The sequence below is a fragment of the Nocardia sp. CA-119907 genome, assembly GCF_050955995.1.
In the GTDB taxonomy this organism is placed as follows: Bacteria; Actinomycetota; Actinomycetes; order Mycobacteriales; family Mycobacteriaceae; genus Nocardia.
The window spans coordinates 7,436,187-7,455,450 of record NZ_CP192091.1 but is presented as its reverse complement, the minus strand read 5'-3'; the positions used below and the strand labels follow the sequence as shown (position 1 = coordinate 7,455,450).

Genomic DNA, 19,264 nt, shown 5'->3' with positions numbered 1-19,264 from the left:
AAGGAGATCACCGTGCCAACCACCAAGCGCCCCAACGACACTCCGCCGCCCCGCACCGAAAACAGCGAGTCCGAGGTGCTGCGCGGCTTTCTCGACTATCTGCGGGCCGCGATCGCCGCGAAGGTCGAGGGCGCCCCCGAACCGCAGGTGCGAACGGCCGCGGTGGCCTCGGGTACGAACCTGCTCGGCCTGCTGCGGCATCTCACCTTCGTCGAGCGCTCGATGTTCCTCGGGGACCGGGTCGCCAACTGGCAGGCGACGTTCCAGGCCGCACCGACCGACACCGTGGCCGACGTCGTCGCCCGCTACCGCGAGGCGGTCGAGCGGGCCAACGAAATACTCGACGGCTGCACCGATCTCGGCGCACCGGTTCCGCGGCCGGGCCGTCCCGCTCCCAGCCTCCGCTGGGCACTCACACACATGATCGAGGAGACCGGCCGCCACGCCGGCCACGCCGACATTCTCCGCGAACTGATCGACGGCACAACCGGCCGCTGACATCATCCAGGACAGGACCACATGATCACCGCAACCCGGCCGCACGGCTTACTCCGCTCCACGCGCACGGTTACCACCATCGCACTCGCGATCCTGCTCACGATCGGGACCGGGGCCTGCGCCACGACAACCCCCGCCGTCCCCTCCTACGCCGCCGCCACGCACGGGGATCCCGAGTTCGAGAACACTTTTCAGCACGAGTTCGCCGACGTCGACGGCGTTCGCATGCACTATGTGACCGGCGGTAGCGGCTCGCCGGTGGTGCTGATCCACGGCTGGCCACAGACCTGGTACGGCTGGTGGCCGATCATGCCCGCACTCGCCGAACACCACACCGTCTACGCCGTCGACCTCCCCGGGCTGGGTGACAGCACCGGCGCACCGACCGGCTACGACAAGGCCACCCTCGCGCGGTACGTACACGCCCTGATCGCCGACCGGCTCGGCGTGCGAGACGCCCGCGTCGTCGGACACGACTTCGGTGCCGCCGTCGCATTCGAGTACGCCGCCCAGTTCCCCACCGATACCGCACGTCTCGGCTACCTCGACCTACCGCTGCCCGGACCCGCGATCGATGCACGCACCTACCGCTCACTGAGCTGGCACATCGCCTTCCACTCCCAGCCACGGGTCCCCGAAGCGGTCGTCGGCGACCACGTCCGCGAGTACCTGGCCATGTTCTATCCGCAGGTCTCCTTCGGCGGCACGGCATTCGGCGGCACCTCGCAGCGGTCCCCGTTCACCGACGCCGAGATCGACGAATACGCACGCACTTACAGCAGGCCCGAGGCCCTGGTAGGCGGCTTCGAGCTCTACCGCGCCCTCGACACCGACGTCCGCGACACCGCAGCAGCAGCACCGACACCTGTCCCGACCCTGCTCATGACCGCCCAAGGCCAACTCGACGCGGTCCGAGCCACCGTCGCTGCGCGCCTGACCAACATCGCGCGAGCCGTGGACGTCCCGCACGCGGGGCACTGGCTCGTCGAGGAGAATCCCCAGTTCGTCACCGCTGAACTCGAGCACTTCCTCGACTGACGACGCCCGGGCCGGTCCGGATGGCAACTACGTCGCATCAGCTGACAGATGTGGCAGCAGGGCCGCGCGAGCCACAGTGGAATCCACGCAGCATGCCCGACCGTTCAGCGAAAGACCATGACATGACCGACATCCAACGCCCCGAACCGCGCCGCCCGCGCGCTCGCGGCTATCACGGCGGAGTCGCTGCCGAGCCCGAAGGAATGCGACTGCGGGGAGCGGGTTTCCGCGTCTGCCTCGACGCGGCGTCCAAGGCCCACAAGTCGGTGACCGCCTGAGCGGCGCGGCGGGCGCCCGTGCGCACCAGAGCCATATCCATTGACCGCCAGGCGTTCTCGCCCTCCCGGCCGCCTCAGCCGACCAGCACTACCAGCTTTCCGCGCGCGTGGCCCTCCTCACTCACCCGGTGCGCCTGGGCGACGTCGGTGGATTTGGGCTGGTTCTGCGAGTTTGCTCGGCTGCTAGTAGCGCGTTCACTTTGATTGCCGCACAGTCGAGTACTGAACTTCGACCGGATCCAGAACGCGCCGAATCTGATCGCAGCCGCGATCGCAACGTCGGCCGCGAGCCGGCGCACCAGGGCAGGTATGCCCCTGTTGCGGCATGGTGCATGTTCAGATTTCGGCTTCTGATCGCCTGTTCGACAACGTATCTCGCGTCACAGCCGGTGCTCGATGGTGCCGAATACTGGATGCCGGTGCGGGCGGGTGGCACGACAGATTGATCAGCGGAGGTGTGGCTCTACCACGGGACGGTCTGACCGTGCCGATCCAGGAACTGCAGGCCGGGTGCGCCGGCCTGTGTCTCCAGGACGTCGGCGACGGCCGGGATGCTCTCCTGCGGGGTGAGAGGCGCGTCGGGGCCGCCGAGCCGGGTCCGGTTGTGGCCGGGGTCGATGAGCAGTTTGGTGTGTCCGTCGCCGGCATGGCGGGTGGCGTAACTGCGCATCAGCTGGTTGAGCGCGGCCTTGCTGGCCTTGTAGAGCTCATAGCCGTCCTCGGTGTTCTGCGAGATGCTGCCCTGCTCGGAGGACATGACCGCGACGGTTCCACCAGGCACGACGAGCCCTCGCAGGGCCTCGAGGACGCGTAACGGGCTCAGTGCGTTGGTGATCATCACTTCGGTGAACATGTCGGTGGGGACCTCATCGATCGGCAGATTGCCGCGATCGATGGCGGCGTTGACGAAGAGTAGGTCGAGTCGGTGCCCGTCCAGTCGCTCGCGCAGCGCGGCCAACTGTTCGGAGCTGGTCATCTCCAGCGTTTCGATGTGCAGCCGTCCATCGGATGCATCGGAATTCGCTTGCAGTTCACCGCCGCCGCGGCGCGTGGTGGCGATGACTCGCCAGCCGCGTCGAGCGAGCTCGCCGGCCAGAACAAGGCCCAAGCCCCTGGAGGCCCCGATGACGAGCGCTTGACGGTTGGACGTGGTGGACATTGTCCGCTCCTACCTGAGTCAATATTCAATAGACGCAACGTTGCGTCTAGACAATACCAGTACGCCGCCGCCCGGTCGCGGCATCGCCGACCGGTAAGGTGACCGCATGCCCGCCCCGGACTCCCAGCCCAGGACGCGCTCGGGCAACCGTCGCGACGAGGCTGCGCGGCTGGCCGTGCTGCATGCCGCGGACGATCTGCTCGTCGAGCACGGCTTCGGCGCTCTGACCATCGAGGCGATTGCGCGCCGTGCCGGCGTCGCCAAGCAGACGATCTACCGCTGGTGGCCCTCGAAGGTCGAGATCCTCCTCGACACGCTCATCGAAGACAGCGACAAGCACCTCCCCATCCCGACGGACAAGCCCACAGCAGAAAACATCCGCGCGTACATCCGCGGCTTCGCCCGATTCCTCACCCGCGAGCCTGCCGGCAAGGTCCTGCTCGCACTCATCGCCGAGGCGCAGCACAATCCCGGCACCGCCGAGAGCTTCCACACGCGCTATCTCGAGCCGCGCCGCGCTCGAGAACGCGACATGCTCACGCGCGCAATCGACGCCGGTGAGATCTCGCCCGAACTCGGCCTCGACGCCACTCTTGATGCCCTGCTCGGTCCGCTCGTTTACTGCGCTCTGACCGGGGCGAGCATTCCTCGTGCTCTCACCGGCCGCCTGGTCGAGGACCTGCTAGAACCTCGTTCGCGATAAGTGTCCGGTCCGGACCGGACATCTGCACATTCCGCGATCGGTCCTGAGCAGCTGCTACCGCACCTGCGTACACTCGCCGCGGAGTACGTGCACCGGCCACGGGTGGCCAACGAGTCTCCGACACTGCGACTTTCGCACCTGCAATTCGAGGCGCTGCTCGGGGCTCGCCGCAGGTGCGGACCCACGTGCTCGGCGGCCGAAAAGGGGGAACTACTCCTTCATGAGTTGGTTCAGGCGGTCCCATGCTGGGGATGAGGCGCCGGGCTGGGACTGGGCGGCCAGCCGGGCCATGGTGGGATTGTGGACGGGACGGGGCTCGGAGGTGGTTTGGTGGGTGGCGAACCAGGTTCGGGTGCGTTCGGCCAGGGCGGGGAGGCGAGGGTCGGTGGGGGACCAGTTGTAGGCGGCGTCGTAGTCGAGGTAGAGGGCGCGGACTTCGGGGTGGGTGATGAGTTCACGTTTTTCGGCGAGCCAGACGGCGGCGTCTTCGGGGGAGGCTGTTTGCATGAGGATCCAGCCGTCACGTTCGAGTTGTATGCGGTGTTCGCTGATGCCGAGTTCGCGTAGGTCGTCGAGGTAGTCTGCGACTTCGGGAGAGACGAAAAGGCGGTCGCCGCCGCGCAGTTGGGTGAGGTGTTCGCGGGTTCGCCGCAGCTGCGCTATGCGGTCTTCGAGGTTGTGGTCGATTTCGGCGATGGCGGCGGTGAGCGCGTCCGGGTCGGCGTCGAGGAGCTCTTTGATGCGGGCCAGTGGTACGCCCGCATCGGCGAGGGTTCTGATCTTGACGAGGTCGATGGCGTGCTGGGCGGTGTAGCGCCGGTAGCCGGACGAGTCGCGGTCGGGCTCGGCGAGCAGACCGCGCTCGTGATAGTGGCGGATGGCCTTGGTGGTCACTCCGGCGTAGTCCGCGAGCCGGCCGATCGTGATCATGCTGGATATCCTTGCACCGGCGGTCGGATCATTCCGAATGGTTCCGTCGGGTCAGGCGGCCGCCGCCGTTGCGGAAGCGCGCTCGGCCGTCGCGGATGTCGTGGTAGGAGACGAGCAGTAGGCGCAGGTATCCGTCGAAGGTCTCCAGCGGGTATCCGGCGGGTGCGAAGAGACCGGGTCGGATCGGCACGTAGCGCTGCGGTGGGGCGGCGGTCATACCGCCGGCGAACTCCGTAAAGATGTGCTGCTGCGATTCGTCGGCGGGTTCGTAGGTCATCCGTTCCTCGAGCTGGCCGTCGACCATGCTGACGTCGATGCGGAGCTGGTTGGAGCGGTAGGTGCCCACATAGGGGGTGAGGTCGACGTCGGGCTCCGATTCGGTTATCAGAGTGGGGATCTGGATGCCGAGGTGGTCGCGCAGGAGCCACTGCAGGATCTGGTCCTGCAGCATGATCGCCCCGGAGGTATTGCCGAAGGCGGTGAAGACCAAGTCGTGTTCGGGCACGACACACAGAATGGACACGCCGCCCGGCGATGCGCCCGACATGGCCAAGACGGTGGTGTCGCCGAACGGATACCGCACCCAGCCCAGGCCCATCGGGGGGACGTTCGGGGTGGCCATATCGTGGGAGACCTGTTGCATCAGCGCGGTCGACTCGGATGACAGGATTCGCGTGCCGGATGGGGAAACGCCGCCCGCGAGGTGGGTGCGCCCGAAGGCGAGCAGGTCGGCGATGGTGCCGATCGGCGTCCCGCCCGCGGGTCCCCACGTGTCGGGCAGCATGAACATGCGAGTCGGCTTGGCCGCCATGGTTTCCGGGTCCGGGAAGTGGCCGATCGCGGTGCTGCGCAGGATGGCCTGCTCGGCCGAGGTGCTGGAGTCCTTCATGCCGACGGGTGCGTAGATATCGCGCTCGAGCAGGTCCGGAAAGGACAGGCCGGTCACCACTTCGAGTAGCCGGCCGGCAACGATCATGCCGCCATTGGAGTAACTGAGCTGCTCGCCGGGTTCGAACAGGGTGCCGCAGTTGTTCGCGAGTCCGTTGACGTAGGTCCGCAGAGCGTCGCGGCCCTTGGCATCGGGGAAGAACAGATCGGCGTCGATGCCGTTGGTGTGCGAGATCAGGTGCCGGACCAGGATCTTGTCCGCGCCCGGCGCGGTCAAGGCGAATTCGGGAAGGTACCGCACGACCGGAGTCTCGAGGTTCAAGAGCCCGCGCTCGACCTGCCGCAGGACCAGCGTGGTGGTGAGGACCTTGGTGACCGAGCCGAACAGGAATCCGGTGTGCTCGAGCATCGGTGCGCCGGTGGCGAGGTTCGCGGTGCCGTGCGCGATGACGATCTGCTGGCCGGCGTGGTAGACGCCAGCGACGAATCCGGGGATGTTATTGGATGCGCAGTAGGCGGCGGCCTGCTCGCGGATCCGGGTTTCGACGAGATGCAGTGCGTTGTCCATGCGAACCATCGTCGAACCTTGCCCCAGGGGCAAGGTCAAGCCGGAAGCCTCATTTTCGTCTGTTCATCTGGTACGCCGCCCCGGCCAGGTATCCGGGTAAGGGCCGGCACGGTGGACATCGAGCGCCTACCCTGGTGGATGTCGTTGTAGTCCAAGGCATCACGATGCTCGCCGGAACCGGAGCGTGCACCCCGGCCACATCGGAATGTTCGACGCTACTGTCGGATTCGATATCACCCTGCTGCGCGGAATCCGCAATATTCTCTTCGGCGGTGATGGCCTGTTCCTCGCCGCACTCACCGGCCCTGCCCGCGTCTGGCGGCAATCACTGACCATCAGCAATCTCGCGCACGCCCTGACGCCGTATCTCCCACAGCCCAACGCGAACTGCCTCAGGGGTCGAACCGAAAACGGATCTCGGGCATGGTGACTGCGCCGACAGTCGGGTCTGCGGCGTACACGTTACGGGTTTGCGACCGGGGTCAGGCAGCTGGCCGGTGGGTCGACGAGTACGCAGATCGCTGGGCCGCGGGTGGGACGATAGTCGGCGGGCAGACCGCCCGCGGCTATGATCTGGGTGTAGGTCCCGACCGCATCGGTCGGGCGGCGAGTGAGGGTCGGGTCGGTGCGCACGTCGACGGTGTAGAGGCCGAATCGTGGTGTGTAGCTGCCCCATTCGTAGTTGTCGGTGAGGCTCCAGTAGTTGTAGCCGATGACGTTCATGCCATCGGCTACGGCGCGTTGGATCCAGTAGATGGTGTCGCGAAGGTGGTCGCTGCGGGTGTAGCCGTCGGCTCGGGGCATACCGTTTTCGGTGGCCATACCGTTCTCGACGACGTAGAGCGGTTTGTTCGGAAAGCGGTGCGAATAGTATTGCAGCGCATAGTAGATGCCCTCGGTGCGCACCGGCAGCTCCCAGATGCGCTGTCCGGGCAGCTCCGGCATCGCCGATCCGATGGCTCGGGTGATGGAACTCAGCAGCGACTGCACCGGATCGTAGGCGGAGTAGTAATCGACGCCCACGTAGTCGAGCCGGTCCGCGATGCGATCGATGAGCTCGCCGTTGACCTGAGCCTCCGAGCCGGCCACATAGCCGACATTGCTGGTCACCTGGGCGCCGGGCTGGATTCGGTGGATGTAGTCGTAGATGGCGTTGTGGGCCTGGGCGACCCGGTCGAGCATCTCGTCCGCATTCGCGGCGCCCCGGCGGGCCTCGTGCACGATGTAGGCGACCGGCTCGTTCACGGTGACCCACAGTGGATTTCGGGATGCATAGCGATCGACGACCGTGCGCATATTGGCCAGCCAATCCCCGACCATGCCCGGGTTGCTCCAGCCGCCGCGGTCGGCCGCCCAACCGGGATAGACCCAGTGGTCCAGCGTGATCATCGGTCGCATCCCGGCCTGCACGATCTTTGCGATCACCGCGTCGTAGAAGCCGAACGCGGCGGCATCCCAGGCGCCCGGCGCGGGCTGCACACGAGCCCATTCGATTCCGATGCGGAACACCTTCACACCCAGCGTGGCCGCCGAATCGATGTCGGAGGCGTATCGATCGTAGAAGTCGACCGAATCGTGCAGTTCGTCGGCGCCGGAGTTCGCGATGTACCGCGTCCAATTGCTGTCGGGCGCATGGCCTTCGGACTGGAATCCGGAGGACGCGACACCCCAGAGGAAATCCGAGCCGAGCGCCGGTAGGGCGGTGTTCGAACGGAGCGGCGGGACGGCCGAGGAGTGCGTGCACAGCAGCAATGTCGATGCGGCAGCGGCGAGCGCGGCCAGGATGTACCGATGGAACCGGGATCGCATCGATTCAGGTTAACTCGATCACCGTCCGTGGTGGACAAATCATGAATGTTGGGTGGCAAACTGATTCCGATGATGGTGTAGGAGAGAGTGATTCGAGTCGAGTTACTATCGAGGTCGACATCGTCCCAGCGCAAGGCGAGTGCTTGGCCGGGGCGCGCCGGTAGACGTACCGGTTGCGCGGCGCCGCGAGCTGCGGACGTGGGGTGGCCAGCACCTCAGCCAAGCACTGGGCGTCGGCGGTTGCCAAGGGGTCGCCACGGGGATCAGAACAGCGCCGTCGGGGGACAGATGAAAGCGATCAGGAATCGAGAAGCGCTGGCTACCGGGCGGAAAATAGCGTTACTGCCATGAACATCACTATTGATCAGGCCGCTATCGAATCCGTCATTCTCGAGGTGCCCGACGCCGCGGCCGCCGAGGCTTTCTACACCGCCGCGTTCGGTCTCGGCGACAGGGTGCAGGTGCGCGCTTCCCAGACGCCGACGAGCGGCTTTCGTGGCTTCATCCTGTCGCTCGTGGTGTCGCAGCCGAGTACCGTCGACAGCCTGATCGGAACCGCTGTCGAGGCGGGGGCGACAACACTGAAGCAGGCCAAGAAGAGCTTCTGGGGGTATGGCGGCGTCGTGCAGGCTCCGGACGGGGCGATTTGGAAGATCGCGACGTCGGCGAAGAAGGACACCGGTCCGGCCACCCGCGAGATCGACGATTTCGTGGTCCTGCTCGGGGTCGACAATGTCAAGGCGACCAAGCAGTTCTACGTCGATCGCGGATTGACCGTTGCGAAGAGTTTCGGCAGTAAGTACGTCGAGTTCGATGCGGCGCCGTCTTCGGTCAAGTTGGCGCTGTACGGGCGGCGTGCCGCTGCCAAGGATGCAGGCGTTCCCGCGGAGGGCACCGGGTCGCACCGGATGGTCATCGGCGGTGGCATCGGGCCCTGCACCGACCCGGACGGGTTCGACTGGGAGGTCGCATCGGTGTGAGCCGGTCGGTCGGGGAACGATCGCGCGCGCATCCTCACTTGGCGTCCCAATAGCACTCCACCACCGCGGTCGTGAACGGGAACCGCACCGGTGTCGGCCCAAAGGCGATTCGGCCCGCGTTCTGCGCCGCGGTTGCGATCATTTCGGCGACCGTCGAGGCTTCCTCGGCCGGGCAGTGCACGATTACCTCGTCGTGTTGGAAGAAGACCAGTTCGGCGCGGAGCCCGGCGCGAGCCATCGCATGACGCACGCCCGCCAGTAGCAGCAGGGCCCAGTCGGCGGCACTGCCCTGCACCACGAAATTACGTGTGAAGCGGCCGCGGGCGCGCGTTGCGGAGGTGTTGCCATACTCGCCGAACCTTTCCTCGTCGTGGGAGAGGTCGGGCGATGCGACGGAGACCGGCGGGCAGGTGCGCCCCAGCCAGGTGCGGACCAAGCGGCCTTCCTCGCCGGCGCGAGCCGCGTCGTCGACGTACGCCATCGCGGCCGGATAACGTCGGCGGAGTTCGGCCATGTGAGTGCGGGCATCGCCGGAAGTCTGGCCGTAAATGGCGCCGAGCAGAGCGATTTTCGCCTGGGCACGGTCGCCGCCGAAGACACTCTCCGCCAGCGCCGCGTACAGGTCTTCGCCGCGACCGGCCACCTGCATCAATCCCGGGTCGCGGGAGATCGCGGCAAGTACTCGCGGTTCCATTTGGTCGGCGTCGGCGACTACCAGACGCCATCCCGGGTCCGCGCGTATCGCCTGGCGGATCACTTTGGGAATCTGCAGGGCGCCGCCACCGTTGGTGGTCCAGCGGCCGGAAACCTTTCGCCGGGCAGGTATTCGGGACGAAAGCGGCCGCCGTGTACCCACTGCTCGAGCCAGGACCAACCGTGGGCGGTATACAGGCGGTACAGCGATTTGTAGGCGAGCAACGGCGCTACCGCGGGGTGATCGATCTGCTGGAGCTCCCATTTTCGGGTTGAGGACAATGAGATTCCGGCGCGAGCGAAGGCTCGGATGATGTCGTTGGGCAGGTCCGGCCGGACCCGGACACCCGCCCCGAAGGCGCGTGACACTTCGTCGGCCAACTCCGCCATCCGACGCGGCTCCAGCCCGCCGGGAAAGCGTTCACCCAGTAGCTTGTCCAGCAGTTCGCGATGGACGTCGGCGCGCCAGGGTATTCCGGCTCGGGACATCTCTGTGGCAACCAGCATGCCGGCCGATTCGGCGGCGAGCAGCAGCCGCATGCGCTCCGGATCTTCGGTCTTCGCCGTACGCGCCAGCTGATTCGCGTAGACCTCGAGTAGGGCGTCGAACTCGTCCGTGCCGGGTGGCAGTGGTACCGGGCCGGAATCGAACAATGACGGCTGGGTTTCTGCGGCACGTGCGGGCGCATCCGGCGGGACGGGCAGATTGTGCAGTCGCGCCCAGGCGGCCACCAGCGAGTGGGCCTGGCCCGACTGACCCTGCTCATGGCCGATCAGCAGGGCCTCCGCGGCCTGTACGTCGTAGCAGCGCTCGACCGGCACGCCGACTGCCAGCAGCGGTCGATAGATCTCGGCCGTGGATCGCCAGACCCATCGCTCGACTTCAGGGCGTGCGCGCACCGCCTCGGCGAGCGAGGGCTCGCGTAGCACCGGTCCGGCGGGCCGACCGTACTGATCGAGCGGACACAGCCGGGCACCTCCGTCGCCCGTTTCCGCCACCGCCCATCGCACGTTCCCGAGTCTTGCACCGTTCGACACCTACCTCTGGAGCGGCCTCGAGGGACTCGACAATCCCAGGGGGCGATGGCGTTGACGGTAATCGCCTCGGCGGCGGCGGTCGGCGAGGTGGCGGGTGAGCGTGTGGACGGCCCTGCTGCCACTGTGACGTCGAAGTCCATTGTGGTGCACCGCAATCGGCGTGCAGGCGGATGAGTAGGGGATTGAGTAGTTCGGTCGATGTCGAGGGTGATGGCTCGCTCGTACCGTTCCGGCATGACTAATTCTCAGCGGGTGATCAGAGCAGTTTTCGCAGTGGTGATCGCGGCGGCCGTGCCCATGGGGTTCGCTGGATCGGCGCAGGCGGAGGAGTCCTTTACCTGGGAGTGGAAGAAGGACCAGCATGCAGGGGACTGCACCATGTTCGCCGGAGCCAAATGGACGTTGAACGACAAAGGAAAGGCCGAATTCGAGGCTGTCGTCACGAGCGGGGGCAATTTCGACGCCTGGCTGATGTGGGTGCAACTGCGCGACGATCGGGGCAATGTGCTGGGGTGGATGCGCAACGCCGATCGGTTTGTGCCGGATCCGGGGGACCGCCGGAAGTTCGTGATGGGCCTGGACGATAACTCCCAGCGGTATGTGTGGACCGCTCACGGCGAGTTCGACAGCGTGCTGTGGCCGAAGCTCAGCCAACTGCATCTCGACAATCGATGCTGACCCATGCGACCACGGCACCGGGAGTAGGTAGATCCCATCGATTCTCACCTGGCAAATCCGCGTAGTCGAGTACCCGTGTCCGCGTGCTCGACTCGGCGCAAACTCGGAGATAACACCGCGGCTGGCTGGGAGGAGGTGCCGCGTGCTCGACTCTGGTGCCACGGCATCGCCCGGGGGGCGCGGTCTGCAGCGGCCCCGGTTGCTGCGCCGGATGGCGAACGCCGACGTCACGGTGGTCATCGCGCCAGCGGGATCCGGTAAGACGCACCTGCTCCAGCAGTATGCCGCGATCGGCGGTGAGCGGCTGGCCTGGTATCGGGCCGATCCGGACGACGTCGACGCCGATCGTTTCTTGCGGCGGCTGCGGGCGGCCTCGGAGAACGACCCGCGAACCCTGATCGTGGATGATTTCCATTTCGTTGTCGGCGGACCGGCCGAGTCGGCCTTCGAACGGTTCGCATGGTCGGGCGGTTCGCCACGCGTGCGCGTCGTGCTCGGCTCCCGGGTACGTCCCACCATCAATCTGATGCGCGCCGAAATCGGGCGGGTGACAGTTCTTTCCGGGGATGATCTGCGGTTCCGCTATTGGGAGGTCGAGGAGCTGTTCGCGGGCGTGTACGGCCGTCGCCTACCGCCGGACGAGGCGGCGGCGCTGTCCCGGTTCACCGATGGCTGGGCGGCGGGTCTGCACCTGTTCCACCTCGGCACACAGACGCTCGGCGCGGGTGCCCGGCGCGCGGCGATCTGTGCGCTGAGCGGTAGGGCGCGCTATCTGCAGGGCTATCTCGCCCGCACCGTACTCGGTGAGCTGCCCGCCGAATTATGTGAATTCTTGCGTCGCACACAGGTTTTCGAGACGCTGACCGCCGAGCGCTGCGACCGCCTGCTCGGTCGAAGCGATTCCGCGGCGCTGCTGGCCGAGTTGGAGCGGCGCCAGGCCCTGACCAGTTCGGACGATGACGGCCACAGTTTCCGCTACCACGAGGTACTGCGCCAGCATCTGGCGTCGGCGCTGCGCGAGGAACTCGGCGCGGCCGAGGCGACCCGCTGGTGCCGGAAGGCCGCGACCCAACTCGAGGACGAGCACGCGTATCCGGAGGCGGCGCGGCTGTTCGCGCGCGCGGAACACTGGACCGAGGTGGCCAGGCTGCTGAATACCTATGGGGCGAGGGTAGTCGGCGATCCGCAGAGCCCGGTGTGGTGTGCGGGGCTGCCGACATCGGTGGTCGAGCAGGATCCCTGGCTGTCGTTGGCGACCGCGCGTCGGGAGGTGGCGGCCGGAAGTCTGCGGCGGGGGGCCGAGCGGTATCGGCATGCCGAGCGGTTGTTCTCCGAACCCGAGCTGCGTGACGCGGCGGCGCGAGAACGGCGGCTCGTCGATATCTGGCTGGCTGCCGCGCCCCAGGCCGAACTGCACTGGCTGGACCGGATCCGTGCGGCGTCGATGCGTCGCCCGCTGGACTATGTCGACTATGACATCGGTTGTGCCGGTGACGCTTTCGCGCAGACCTGCGCGCTGGTGCTGGCCGGTCATGTGCGTCGCGCTGATCAGCGCGCCCAGCTGTCGGTCAGCGACGCGGCGGACCCGATACTCGAGCTGTGGACGCAGTTCGTCGGCATGCTCGCCGCCATGGCCTGCGGTGAGAACATCGGCACGCGGATCGAGCAGCTGGCGGGTGAGGCCGAACGCCTCGGCGCGACCGTCGTCATGCGGCAGTGCCGCGTGTTGTCGCAGCTCGGTGCTGCTTCCAAGATCCTTGCGGAATGTGATGCCGCGGGGGATCAATGGGGAGCCGTGCTGGCGGCGGCGGTGGCCGCGTATGGGGCGCTGGTGGCGGGCGAGTCGTCCATGCCGCTGTGGCAAGCGGTTGCCGAACGGTGCGCCCGGCTGCGGGCCGATACGCCGATGGCGTGGGCGCTGGCGTTCGAGGCATTGGCGGCTGCGGCCGAAGGTGCGGGTGCCGCCGAAAGCAAGGCGACCCGCGCCGAGGCATTCGCCCGGACGACCGGCGTCCCCGGTGCCCGCGCCATCGCCCTGCTCGCCAATGCCGCCCGGACCGACATTGTCGCCGCCGCCCCATTCGCCGCCGCCCGCGCACTCGCCGCGGAGATCGGGATGCCGCTGCCGCAGACACTCCTCGACCGCGTTCGCGACGCCGAGCCGGCGGCGAATCCCGCTGTGGTGCTGCCGATTTCGTACGACGCGGTGCTACGACTGCGCTGCCTCGGCGCCTTCGTCATCGAGGTGGACGGCACCGAATTGGATCCGCGGACGCTGCGGCCACGGGCGGCCGCGACTCTGCGGTATCTGTCGATGCGGGCCGGGCAGTGGGTGCATCGCGACGATCTGGCCGCGGCACTGTGGCCGGATCTCCCCGCGACGCAGGCACGGCAGAGCCTGCAGGTGAGCGTGTCGGCGGTGCGGGGCTTTCTCGAGCCCGGCACCGGCCGCGGCAAGTGGACGCTGCTGATGCGGCGGGGCGAGACGTATTCGCTTGTCCTGCAGGGGCGTAGCGCCGCCGATGTGGTCGCCTTCGAGACATCGCTCGAGACCGCCCGATGCGCACTGCAGGTCGGCGACGAGGACCGCGCACACAGCGCGCTCACGACGGCGCTGGCCGAATACCGCGGCGAACTTCTTCCTGCCGATGGGGCCGCCGAATGGGTGGTGGCCGAACGTGATCGACTGCGAACCCAGGCGTCCCTGGCCGGTGTCACCCTCGCCGAATTCGAGTTGGGGCGCGGCCGGGCTGCCGCGGCGATCGATGCGTTGCGGCGCAGCCTCGGCATCGACCCCTATTTGGATCGCGCCTGGCGCCTGCTGATTTCGGCCTATCAGCGCGCGGACGATCTGGCCGCCGCGGAGCGCGCTCGCCGCGATTACGCCAAGATGCTCGCCGAATTGGGTGTTCACACCACGAATTCGGTCACCGTCCTTGCCGGGCCAGTTCGAACGGGATATGCGCCGGGCACATCGCCTCGACCGCGCGTGCGATCCGCTGCCGGGTGACCGTATCCCAGCGGTCGGCGGGTACCAGCACGACCAGGCGCGGCACGGGCTCACCCGGAGCGGTCGTATCGGGAGTGCGGGACCACCGCGCCCCACCGCTTTCCACCACCTCCACTTCGCAGTCGCAGACCCTGCGGATGTGCTCCCGCAGCGCCATGACACCGCCGCGGCGGGCGTGCAGGCCGACCGCGGCCGCGACAACGGCACGCAACCGTTCGGGCGGCCACTGTTCATCGGTATCGGCATCGACCCAGCCCGCCAGCCAGCCGAGGAAGTCGGCGGGGGCGAGCGCGGGATCGATATAGGTGTACAGGGCGTCGAGAGTGACGAAGACCGGGGCGAGGATATCGTCCATTCCGGCCGTCCAGCGCTGGACGAACGGGTCGTCCAGGTAGATGCCGGGCAGGAATTCGCCGAGCGGATGCGCCGACGGCAGTCCGGCGACGGTGCCTCTCATGACGTCACCTTGATCTGATGCTCGAAGGAGTACACCAACCCGTTGGGCGGCAGGGCGATTCGCTGAGTGGCCTCGCCGCGCGTTCCATTGATCGGATCGGCGGGGTAGAGCCGCAGGTCGTCGATCTGCTCGACGCCCTCGACGCCCTGCAGTACCGCGTACAGCTCGCCGGCCTGCACCGCTCTGCCGAGCGGCCAACCCTGGCCGCTCGGGCCGGCTGTCACCGGGTGCAGATAGCTGTTGAGCGCTCGGATCGCATCGGCACGAACCCGGCCCGGATCGCTGGTCGCGCGTGCGCGCACCGCGCAGACCACGGTCACCCCGCGATAGCGCGGTGGTTCGACGACCAGGCGGGCGCCGATCATCCGCCGTTCGTCCAGATACGAGACGACGCGCTGGAGCAACTCATCGGAAGGCTGTAGCCGCTCGAACGGTACCGTCGCCGCCTCGTCGCTATCGATCTCCGGAACGATCAGCACCCGAACCACCGCCGCGTCCTGCCCTGTGCCCGCAAGGCAGTGGGCGCGCGCGACGCGCGGTGAGGAAGCTAAGGCGAGTAATTCGTAATCCCTTGTGGTGACGGCACGTTCGCGGGTGCGCAGCATCATCGGCGCGCGCAGTTTCGCATTCTCGACCGTCTCGCCGTCCACCCCGCCGGTGCCGGGTCGCCGGTTCTCGATGCGGGTGACATAGGGCAGCGAGCTGCGCAGTGACCGGACGGCGCCGCGCGCCACATTGCCACGACGTCCGCCGCCGGTCCGGTAGACCGGTACCCGGATCGGTGCGCCCTTCGGCGGCACCGCACCGTATCGGGTGATCGAGCCGTCCGGCTGGCGCACGGCGGGGCCGAAGACGATGGTGCCCGCGACGGCGTCGAGGGTGAAGTGTCGATCATCGGGTCGGCTCTCGCCGAAGTGCTCGACCCGGGTCCACCGTTGCCAACCATCGCCCGCGGCGACTTCGACGACGATATCCTCGTCGGGTTCGGCGACGACCGGTCGTTGTTCGAGCGGAAACTCCTGTGCCGGAACGCCTTCGGACATGCCGATGATCTCGTCGCGCACGACCTCGGCGTAGCTGGCATCGACCGTGCCGCCGATGGTGAAGGCGGAGGCGGCGAATACCCGCGGTGCGGCGGTATACGGCGGCTGGCCGGGGCGTACCGGCACCACCCGGCAGCGCAGCCAGCCCGCCGTGCGCCGTTGGATCGGTGATGCCCGATGCGTGGGTGGCACATGCAGGACGATATCGCCGGGACGGTTGAGACCGCCGGTCCCGTCGCGTTCGAGTTCGCAGCCGACCCAGTGGCGTCCGTCCCAGGCCTCCCACAGCAGCGGCGGTTGCCGCGGATCGACGCCGACGCCCTCGACTCGGCAGTCGAATCGCAGGACGACCGCGCAGGAGGGCACCGGATTCGACAGGCCGAGGTACATCGTGTCGTCGGGTAGGGGAGTGGGGGAGAAGCAGGCGAATTGCGCGCCGGTGGTCAGCTCGTCGGTGCGGTCGAGCACCGGCCCATCGGCTGCCCCGGTCGCGATCGCGGTCAGCGTGCACGGCACGATCGGCAGGTCGCGGCTGGTCGCGAAGACGACGGGTTCGATCGGCTCGCTTCGCCATTGGTCGGGTCTGCTGATGTTCTCGCGGTCGGTGGCGGCCTGCGTGCCGACGGGCACCAGCACAACCTCCGCACGCGGTGCCGACAGCCAGAAGGTGACCGGGACGGTGGCGGCCGCCGGTGGGAACAGCCGGATCCCGAGCAACTCCAGAAACTTCAGATAGAGCCGGTCCGGTACCCGATTGAGCCGGTAGAGCAGTTGGTCGACCACCATGGCGTAGGTTTCCAGCAGGGTGACACCGGGATCGGAGACATTGTGATCGCTCCATTCCGGACAATGCTGCTGAACATAGCGTTTCGCGTCATCCACCAGCCCCTGGAAGCTGCGGTCGTCGAGGTTGGGTGCGGGCAGCGTCATGACGCACCTTCCGACTGTTCGGCGTGCTGTGGGATGACATAGAACGGGAATACGAGGTTGCGCGGGTCGTTGCGACCTCGGACGCGGTACCGGATATCGATGTAGAGCGTTCCGCTGTCCACATCGTCGAAGCGCACCTGCACGGTATCGACGTCGATGCGCGGCTCCCAGCGTTCCAGTGCGGCCCGCACCTCGTAGACGATCTGCCCTGCGGTCGCGGCGTCCGCTGGTGCGAAGGCGAATTCATGGATGGCGCAACCGAATTCGGGACGCATTGGGCGTTCGCCCGGTGTGGTGCCCAGGATCAGGCGGATGCTCTCCTTGATCTCCTGGTCCGCGCCGACCAGTGCGATGGCGCCGGTGTAGTCGGTCCGCATGGGGAAGAATGCCCATCCGGCGCCGATGAAGTGTTCGGACATGACGGTCATCCTCCGATCAGGACGGTCGGGCAGCCCATGGCGATCGGTGCGCCACACGCCGACAGATCGCCGACGCGCGCGGCGGGCATCCCACCGATCAAAACCGTCGGACAGCCGGGACCCGCGATCGCCGACGGTGGGTGCACGGTCGGTGGCGGAAATGAACAGATATGCGGTGTGCCGACGGTGGCCGCGGGCATGCCGCCGATCAGCACCGTCGGCACGCCGGGCGGTCCGATCACACCGGGGTGCGCGGTCGGATCCGCGACGCGAGCGGCGGGTGGCATATCGACCACTTCCTTTCCGTCCTCAGTTGATCCGGACCATGGCCGCGCGCACCGTCGCGGTCGCTCCGGCCGTCAATTCCGCGCTGGCACTGCCGTTTACCGATACCGTCGTGCCCCGAACCTCGACACCCGTCGCGCTGGAAACCTTCACCGCACCGCCGCCACCGTCGAGGGTGATCCCGGACTTCGCCCCGAGTGAAATGTCATTGCCGGTGAGTTTCAGGGTTCCGGTGCCCGCGTCGACCGTGACCCCATTGCGGGCCGAGACGGTGACGGTTCCGTCGCTGTGCACGGTGATCGTCGTCTGCTGCTGGTCCAGGTCGAGCGTGAGTTTGTGATCACCGGTCGCCACATGGACGCCCTGTGCACCCGCCGACTGCTCACGGAATTCGATGCGATGGCCGGTGCGGGAGACGATCGAGCGCCGGTTCACCGCGCCGCTGGTGCGGTCCACCAGATCGCCCGCCCCGGTCGGGGGTGTGTCGATGCCGTTGTACAGGCCACCGATGACGTACGGACGTCGAAAGTCCCCGTGCTCGAAGGCGACGAGTACCTCGTCGCCGACCTCGGGCAGGAACAGCGCCCCGCGTTCGTGGCCCGCCCCATGCTGCACGGTCCGGGCCCACACGCTGACGAAACCTTCGGCCAGCCACGGAAAAGTGACCCGGACCCGGGCCATATTCGCCGGATCGTTGTTATCGCTGACCTGTCCGATCACCACACCGGTGAAGGCCCCACGCGTCGGATTCTGTGCCGCACCACTGACCAGCCCGGCGAGTGTGCGATCGCGACGGCCGCTGACAATGACGCTGGTCGTATATCCGGTCTCCGGATCGAAGGTGTGCCGGGACGCGGTCACGGTGTACTTGCCCTCGAACGGTTTACCGGCATTGGCCAGCGCGACGGCAGTCCCCGCGCGCACCTTCGGGTTGCCGCGCAGTACCGCCTCCAACTCCGCGAATCCACTCGCGACCTGTTCGGCCAATGCCTTGCAGGCGACGTCGACCTCGCCCTGGGTGCCGTACGGTGCTTGCGCGCCAACGAGATTCGGTGCCTTGAACAGCTGCGCGAGCTCGTCGGGCCGCACGCCGTTCTCGGCCGCCACGGTTTTCGCCGGGGCGTCGGCGACGACGGCTCGCTTACGCGTCACATCCCAGCCGCGCACCTGAACTCTCGGCACCTGGTCGGCCGAGGTGACAATGGCCCGCAGCCGCAGGACATTCCGGCCCAGCTCCAAGACCAGCGGCTCCTCGGTGGCCTTGGCCTGGGTCCGCGGCGCGGTTCCGGCGGTGGTGGGTTTGCCGAAGTCGAGTTTGCCATCGGTGACCGCCACCTCGACGCCGGTATCGGCCGCGAGCTGGCGCAATAGCTCCCAGTCGCTGACATTGCCCTGCGAAATCTGTTCCAGGACCGGGCCGCCCGCGTCGATCTTGCCGATACCGACACCGGCATTGCCCGCGATCCGGCGCGCGACATCCGCGGCCGACATGTGCTCGAAGCCGGTGACCCGGCGTCCCCGTTGCAGCCGATGCGATTTGTCGAGTCCGCGCACCGTGGTGAAGGTGCCGGTGCCGTCGAACTCCTTCTCGATCGCGGTGACCTCGGCCGAGAGCAGCGGCACCGGGGTGTTCGCCTCATTGGAGGCGACGCCGAGTTCGACCGCCGCGCCGATCGTGATATTCGCCTTCTCCAGCACAATGTTCTGCGGGTCGCGGAAGCGCAGTACGAACAGGTCTGGTGCGCTGCGATTGTCATCGACAATGCCCTGGGCGAGCAGTGCCGCGATATCGGCGGGCAGTGGCGTCCCGGCGATGCGCACGATCAGCTGGTTGGTGAAGTCCTTGGCGGGCATGATCGG

20 protein-coding genes are annotated in these 19,264 nt (G+C 67.3%); 9 read left to right on the top strand and 11 right to left on the bottom strand.

The window, feature by feature from the left end; translation table 11 throughout:
• The first annotated feature begins 12 nt into the window (after positions 1-12).
• The 3 genes from ACQP2D_RS33425 to ACQP2D_RS33415 all read left to right on the top strand — a co-directional run bounded on the left by ACQP2D_RS33425 (position 13) and on the right by ACQP2D_RS33415 (position 1,814).
• Positions 13-498: a DinB family protein gene (locus tag ACQP2D_RS33425; RefSeq protein ID WP_433679913.1), complete on the top strand. Its 486-nt coding sequence runs from the start codon at positions 13-15 to the stop codon at positions 496-498.
• Positions 499-519: 21 nt separating this feature from the next.
• Positions 520-1,536, top strand: coding sequence for an alpha/beta fold hydrolase (locus ACQP2D_RS33420; RefSeq protein ID WP_433679912.1), 1,017 nt, complete (start codon positions 520-522; stop codon positions 1,534-1,536).
• A gap of 122 nt (positions 1,537-1,658) precedes the next feature.
• Positions 1,659-1,814 (top strand): hypothetical protein, encoded by a 156-nt coding sequence (locus ACQP2D_RS33415; protein WP_433679911.1) that lies wholly within the window; start codon positions 1,659-1,661, stop codon positions 1,812-1,814.
• Positions 1,815-2,277: 463 nt separating this feature from the next.
• Here ACQP2D_RS33415 and ACQP2D_RS33410 read toward each other — a convergent pair whose 3' ends face one another.
• Positions 2,278-2,973, bottom strand: coding sequence for an SDR family NAD(P)-dependent oxidoreductase (locus tag ACQP2D_RS33410; RefSeq protein WP_433679910.1), 696 nt, complete (start codon positions 2,971-2,973; stop codon positions 2,278-2,280).
• A 106-nt stretch (positions 2,974-3,079) separates the two neighbouring features.
• On the opposite strand from ACQP2D_RS33410, the gene ACQP2D_RS33405 reads away from it, so the two are divergent.
• A complete protein-coding gene (locus ACQP2D_RS33405) occupies positions 3,080-3,676 on the top strand; it encodes a TetR/AcrR family transcriptional regulator (protein WP_433679909.1) in 597 nt (198 codons plus the stop codon).
• A 210-nt stretch (positions 3,677-3,886) separates the two neighbouring features.
• On the opposite strand, the gene ACQP2D_RS33400 is transcribed toward ACQP2D_RS33405, so the two are convergent.
• Both ACQP2D_RS33400 and ACQP2D_RS33395 read right to left on the bottom strand, forming a co-directional pair.
• Entirely contained in the window at positions 3,887-4,606 is a 720-nt protein-coding gene (locus ACQP2D_RS33400) for a MerR family transcriptional regulator (RefSeq protein WP_433679908.1), read from the bottom strand.
• A gap of 28 nt (positions 4,607-4,634) precedes the next feature.
• Complete coding sequence (locus ACQP2D_RS33395; RefSeq protein ID WP_433679907.1) at positions 4,635-6,062, bottom strand: serine hydrolase domain-containing protein; 1,428 nt, start codon at positions 6,060-6,062, stop codon at positions 4,635-4,637.
• A 184-nt stretch (positions 6,063-6,246) separates the two neighbouring features.
• Here ACQP2D_RS33395 and ACQP2D_RS33390 point away from each other — a divergent pair, with 184 nt between their 5' ends.
• Positions 6,247-6,492, top strand: coding sequence for an AIM24 family protein (locus tag ACQP2D_RS33390; protein ID WP_433679906.1), 246 nt, complete (start codon positions 6,247-6,249; stop codon positions 6,490-6,492).
• A 32-nt stretch (positions 6,493-6,524) separates the two neighbouring features.
• On the opposite strand, the gene ACQP2D_RS33385 is transcribed toward ACQP2D_RS33390, so the two are convergent.
• Complete coding sequence (locus tag ACQP2D_RS33385; RefSeq protein WP_433679905.1) at positions 6,525-7,871, bottom strand: family 1 glycosylhydrolase; 1,347 nt, start codon at positions 7,869-7,871, stop codon at positions 6,525-6,527.
• Positions 7,872-8,218: 347 nt separating this feature from the next.
• Here ACQP2D_RS33385 and ACQP2D_RS33380 point away from each other — a divergent pair, with 347 nt between their 5' ends.
• Entirely contained in the window at positions 8,219-8,851 is a 633-nt protein-coding gene (locus ACQP2D_RS33380; protein ID WP_433685844.1) for a glyoxalase, read from the top strand.
• Positions 8,852-8,885: 34 nt separating this feature from the next.
• Here the strand turns inward: ACQP2D_RS33380 and ACQP2D_RS33375 are convergent, their stop codons facing one another.
• Both ACQP2D_RS33375 and ACQP2D_RS33370 read right to left on the bottom strand, forming a co-directional pair.
• Complete coding sequence (locus ACQP2D_RS33375; RefSeq protein WP_433679904.1) at positions 8,886-9,608, bottom strand: DNA polymerase; 723 nt, start codon at positions 9,606-9,608, stop codon at positions 8,886-8,888.
• On the bottom strand, positions 9,605-10,543 hold the full coding sequence (locus ACQP2D_RS33370; protein WP_433679903.1) for a hypothetical protein: 939 nt from the start codon (positions 10,541-10,543) through the stop codon (positions 9,605-9,607). The genes ACQP2D_RS33375 and ACQP2D_RS33370 overlap by 4 nt, the downstream gene beginning before the upstream one ends.
• Positions 10,544-10,627: 84 nt before the next feature.
• Between ACQP2D_RS33370 and ACQP2D_RS33365 the strand changes: the two genes are divergently transcribed.
• From ACQP2D_RS33365 to ACQP2D_RS33355, 3 genes are all read left to right on the top strand, one after another.
• On the top strand, positions 10,628-10,756 hold the full coding sequence (locus ACQP2D_RS33365; protein WP_433679902.1) for a hypothetical protein: 129 nt from the start codon (positions 10,628-10,630) through the stop codon (positions 10,754-10,756).
• Between the two features lie 99 nt (positions 10,757-10,855).
• The gene (locus tag ACQP2D_RS33360) at positions 10,856-11,260 is read left to right on the top strand and encodes a DUF6294 family protein (RefSeq protein ID WP_433679901.1); all 405 of its coding nucleotides are present in this window, start codon (positions 10,856-10,858) and stop codon (positions 11,258-11,260) included.
• A 142-nt stretch (positions 11,261-11,402) separates the two neighbouring features.
• Complete coding sequence (locus ACQP2D_RS33355) at positions 11,403-14,270, top strand: BTAD domain-containing putative transcriptional regulator (RefSeq protein ID WP_433679900.1); 2,868 nt, start codon at positions 11,403-11,405, stop codon at positions 14,268-14,270.
• Here the strand turns inward: ACQP2D_RS33355 and ACQP2D_RS33350 are convergent.
• Genes ACQP2D_RS33350 through ACQP2D_RS33330 form a run of 5 tightly spaced genes read right to left on the bottom strand, consistent with a single transcriptional unit; the run spans position 14,188 to position 19,258 of the window.
• Positions 14,188-14,727, bottom strand: coding sequence for a phage tail protein (locus ACQP2D_RS33350; RefSeq protein WP_433679899.1), 540 nt, complete (start codon positions 14,725-14,727; stop codon positions 14,188-14,190). The genes ACQP2D_RS33355 and ACQP2D_RS33350 overlap by 83 nt on opposite strands.
• Positions 14,724-16,700 (bottom strand): putative baseplate assembly protein, encoded by a 1,977-nt coding sequence (locus ACQP2D_RS33345; RefSeq protein WP_433679898.1) that lies wholly within the window; start codon positions 16,698-16,700, stop codon positions 14,724-14,726. Before ACQP2D_RS33345 ends, ACQP2D_RS33350 begins: the two co-directional genes overlap by 4 nt.
• Positions 16,697-17,119: a GPW/gp25 family protein gene (locus tag ACQP2D_RS33340; RefSeq protein WP_433679897.1), complete on the bottom strand. Its 423-nt coding sequence runs from the start codon at positions 17,117-17,119 to the stop codon at positions 16,697-16,699. Before ACQP2D_RS33340 ends, ACQP2D_RS33345 begins: the two co-directional genes overlap by 4 nt.
• Before the next feature lie 5 nt (positions 17,120-17,124).
• Positions 17,125-17,406 (bottom strand): PAAR domain-containing protein, encoded by a 282-nt coding sequence (locus ACQP2D_RS33335; protein WP_433679896.1) that lies wholly within the window; start codon positions 17,404-17,406, stop codon positions 17,125-17,127.
• Between the two features lie 22 nt (positions 17,407-17,428).
• Positions 17,429-19,258, bottom strand: a complete 1,830-nt coding sequence (locus tag ACQP2D_RS33330) for a VgrG-related protein (protein ID WP_433679895.1) — start codon at positions 19,256-19,258, stop codon at positions 17,429-17,431.
• Positions 19,259-19,264: the final 6 nt, after the last annotated feature.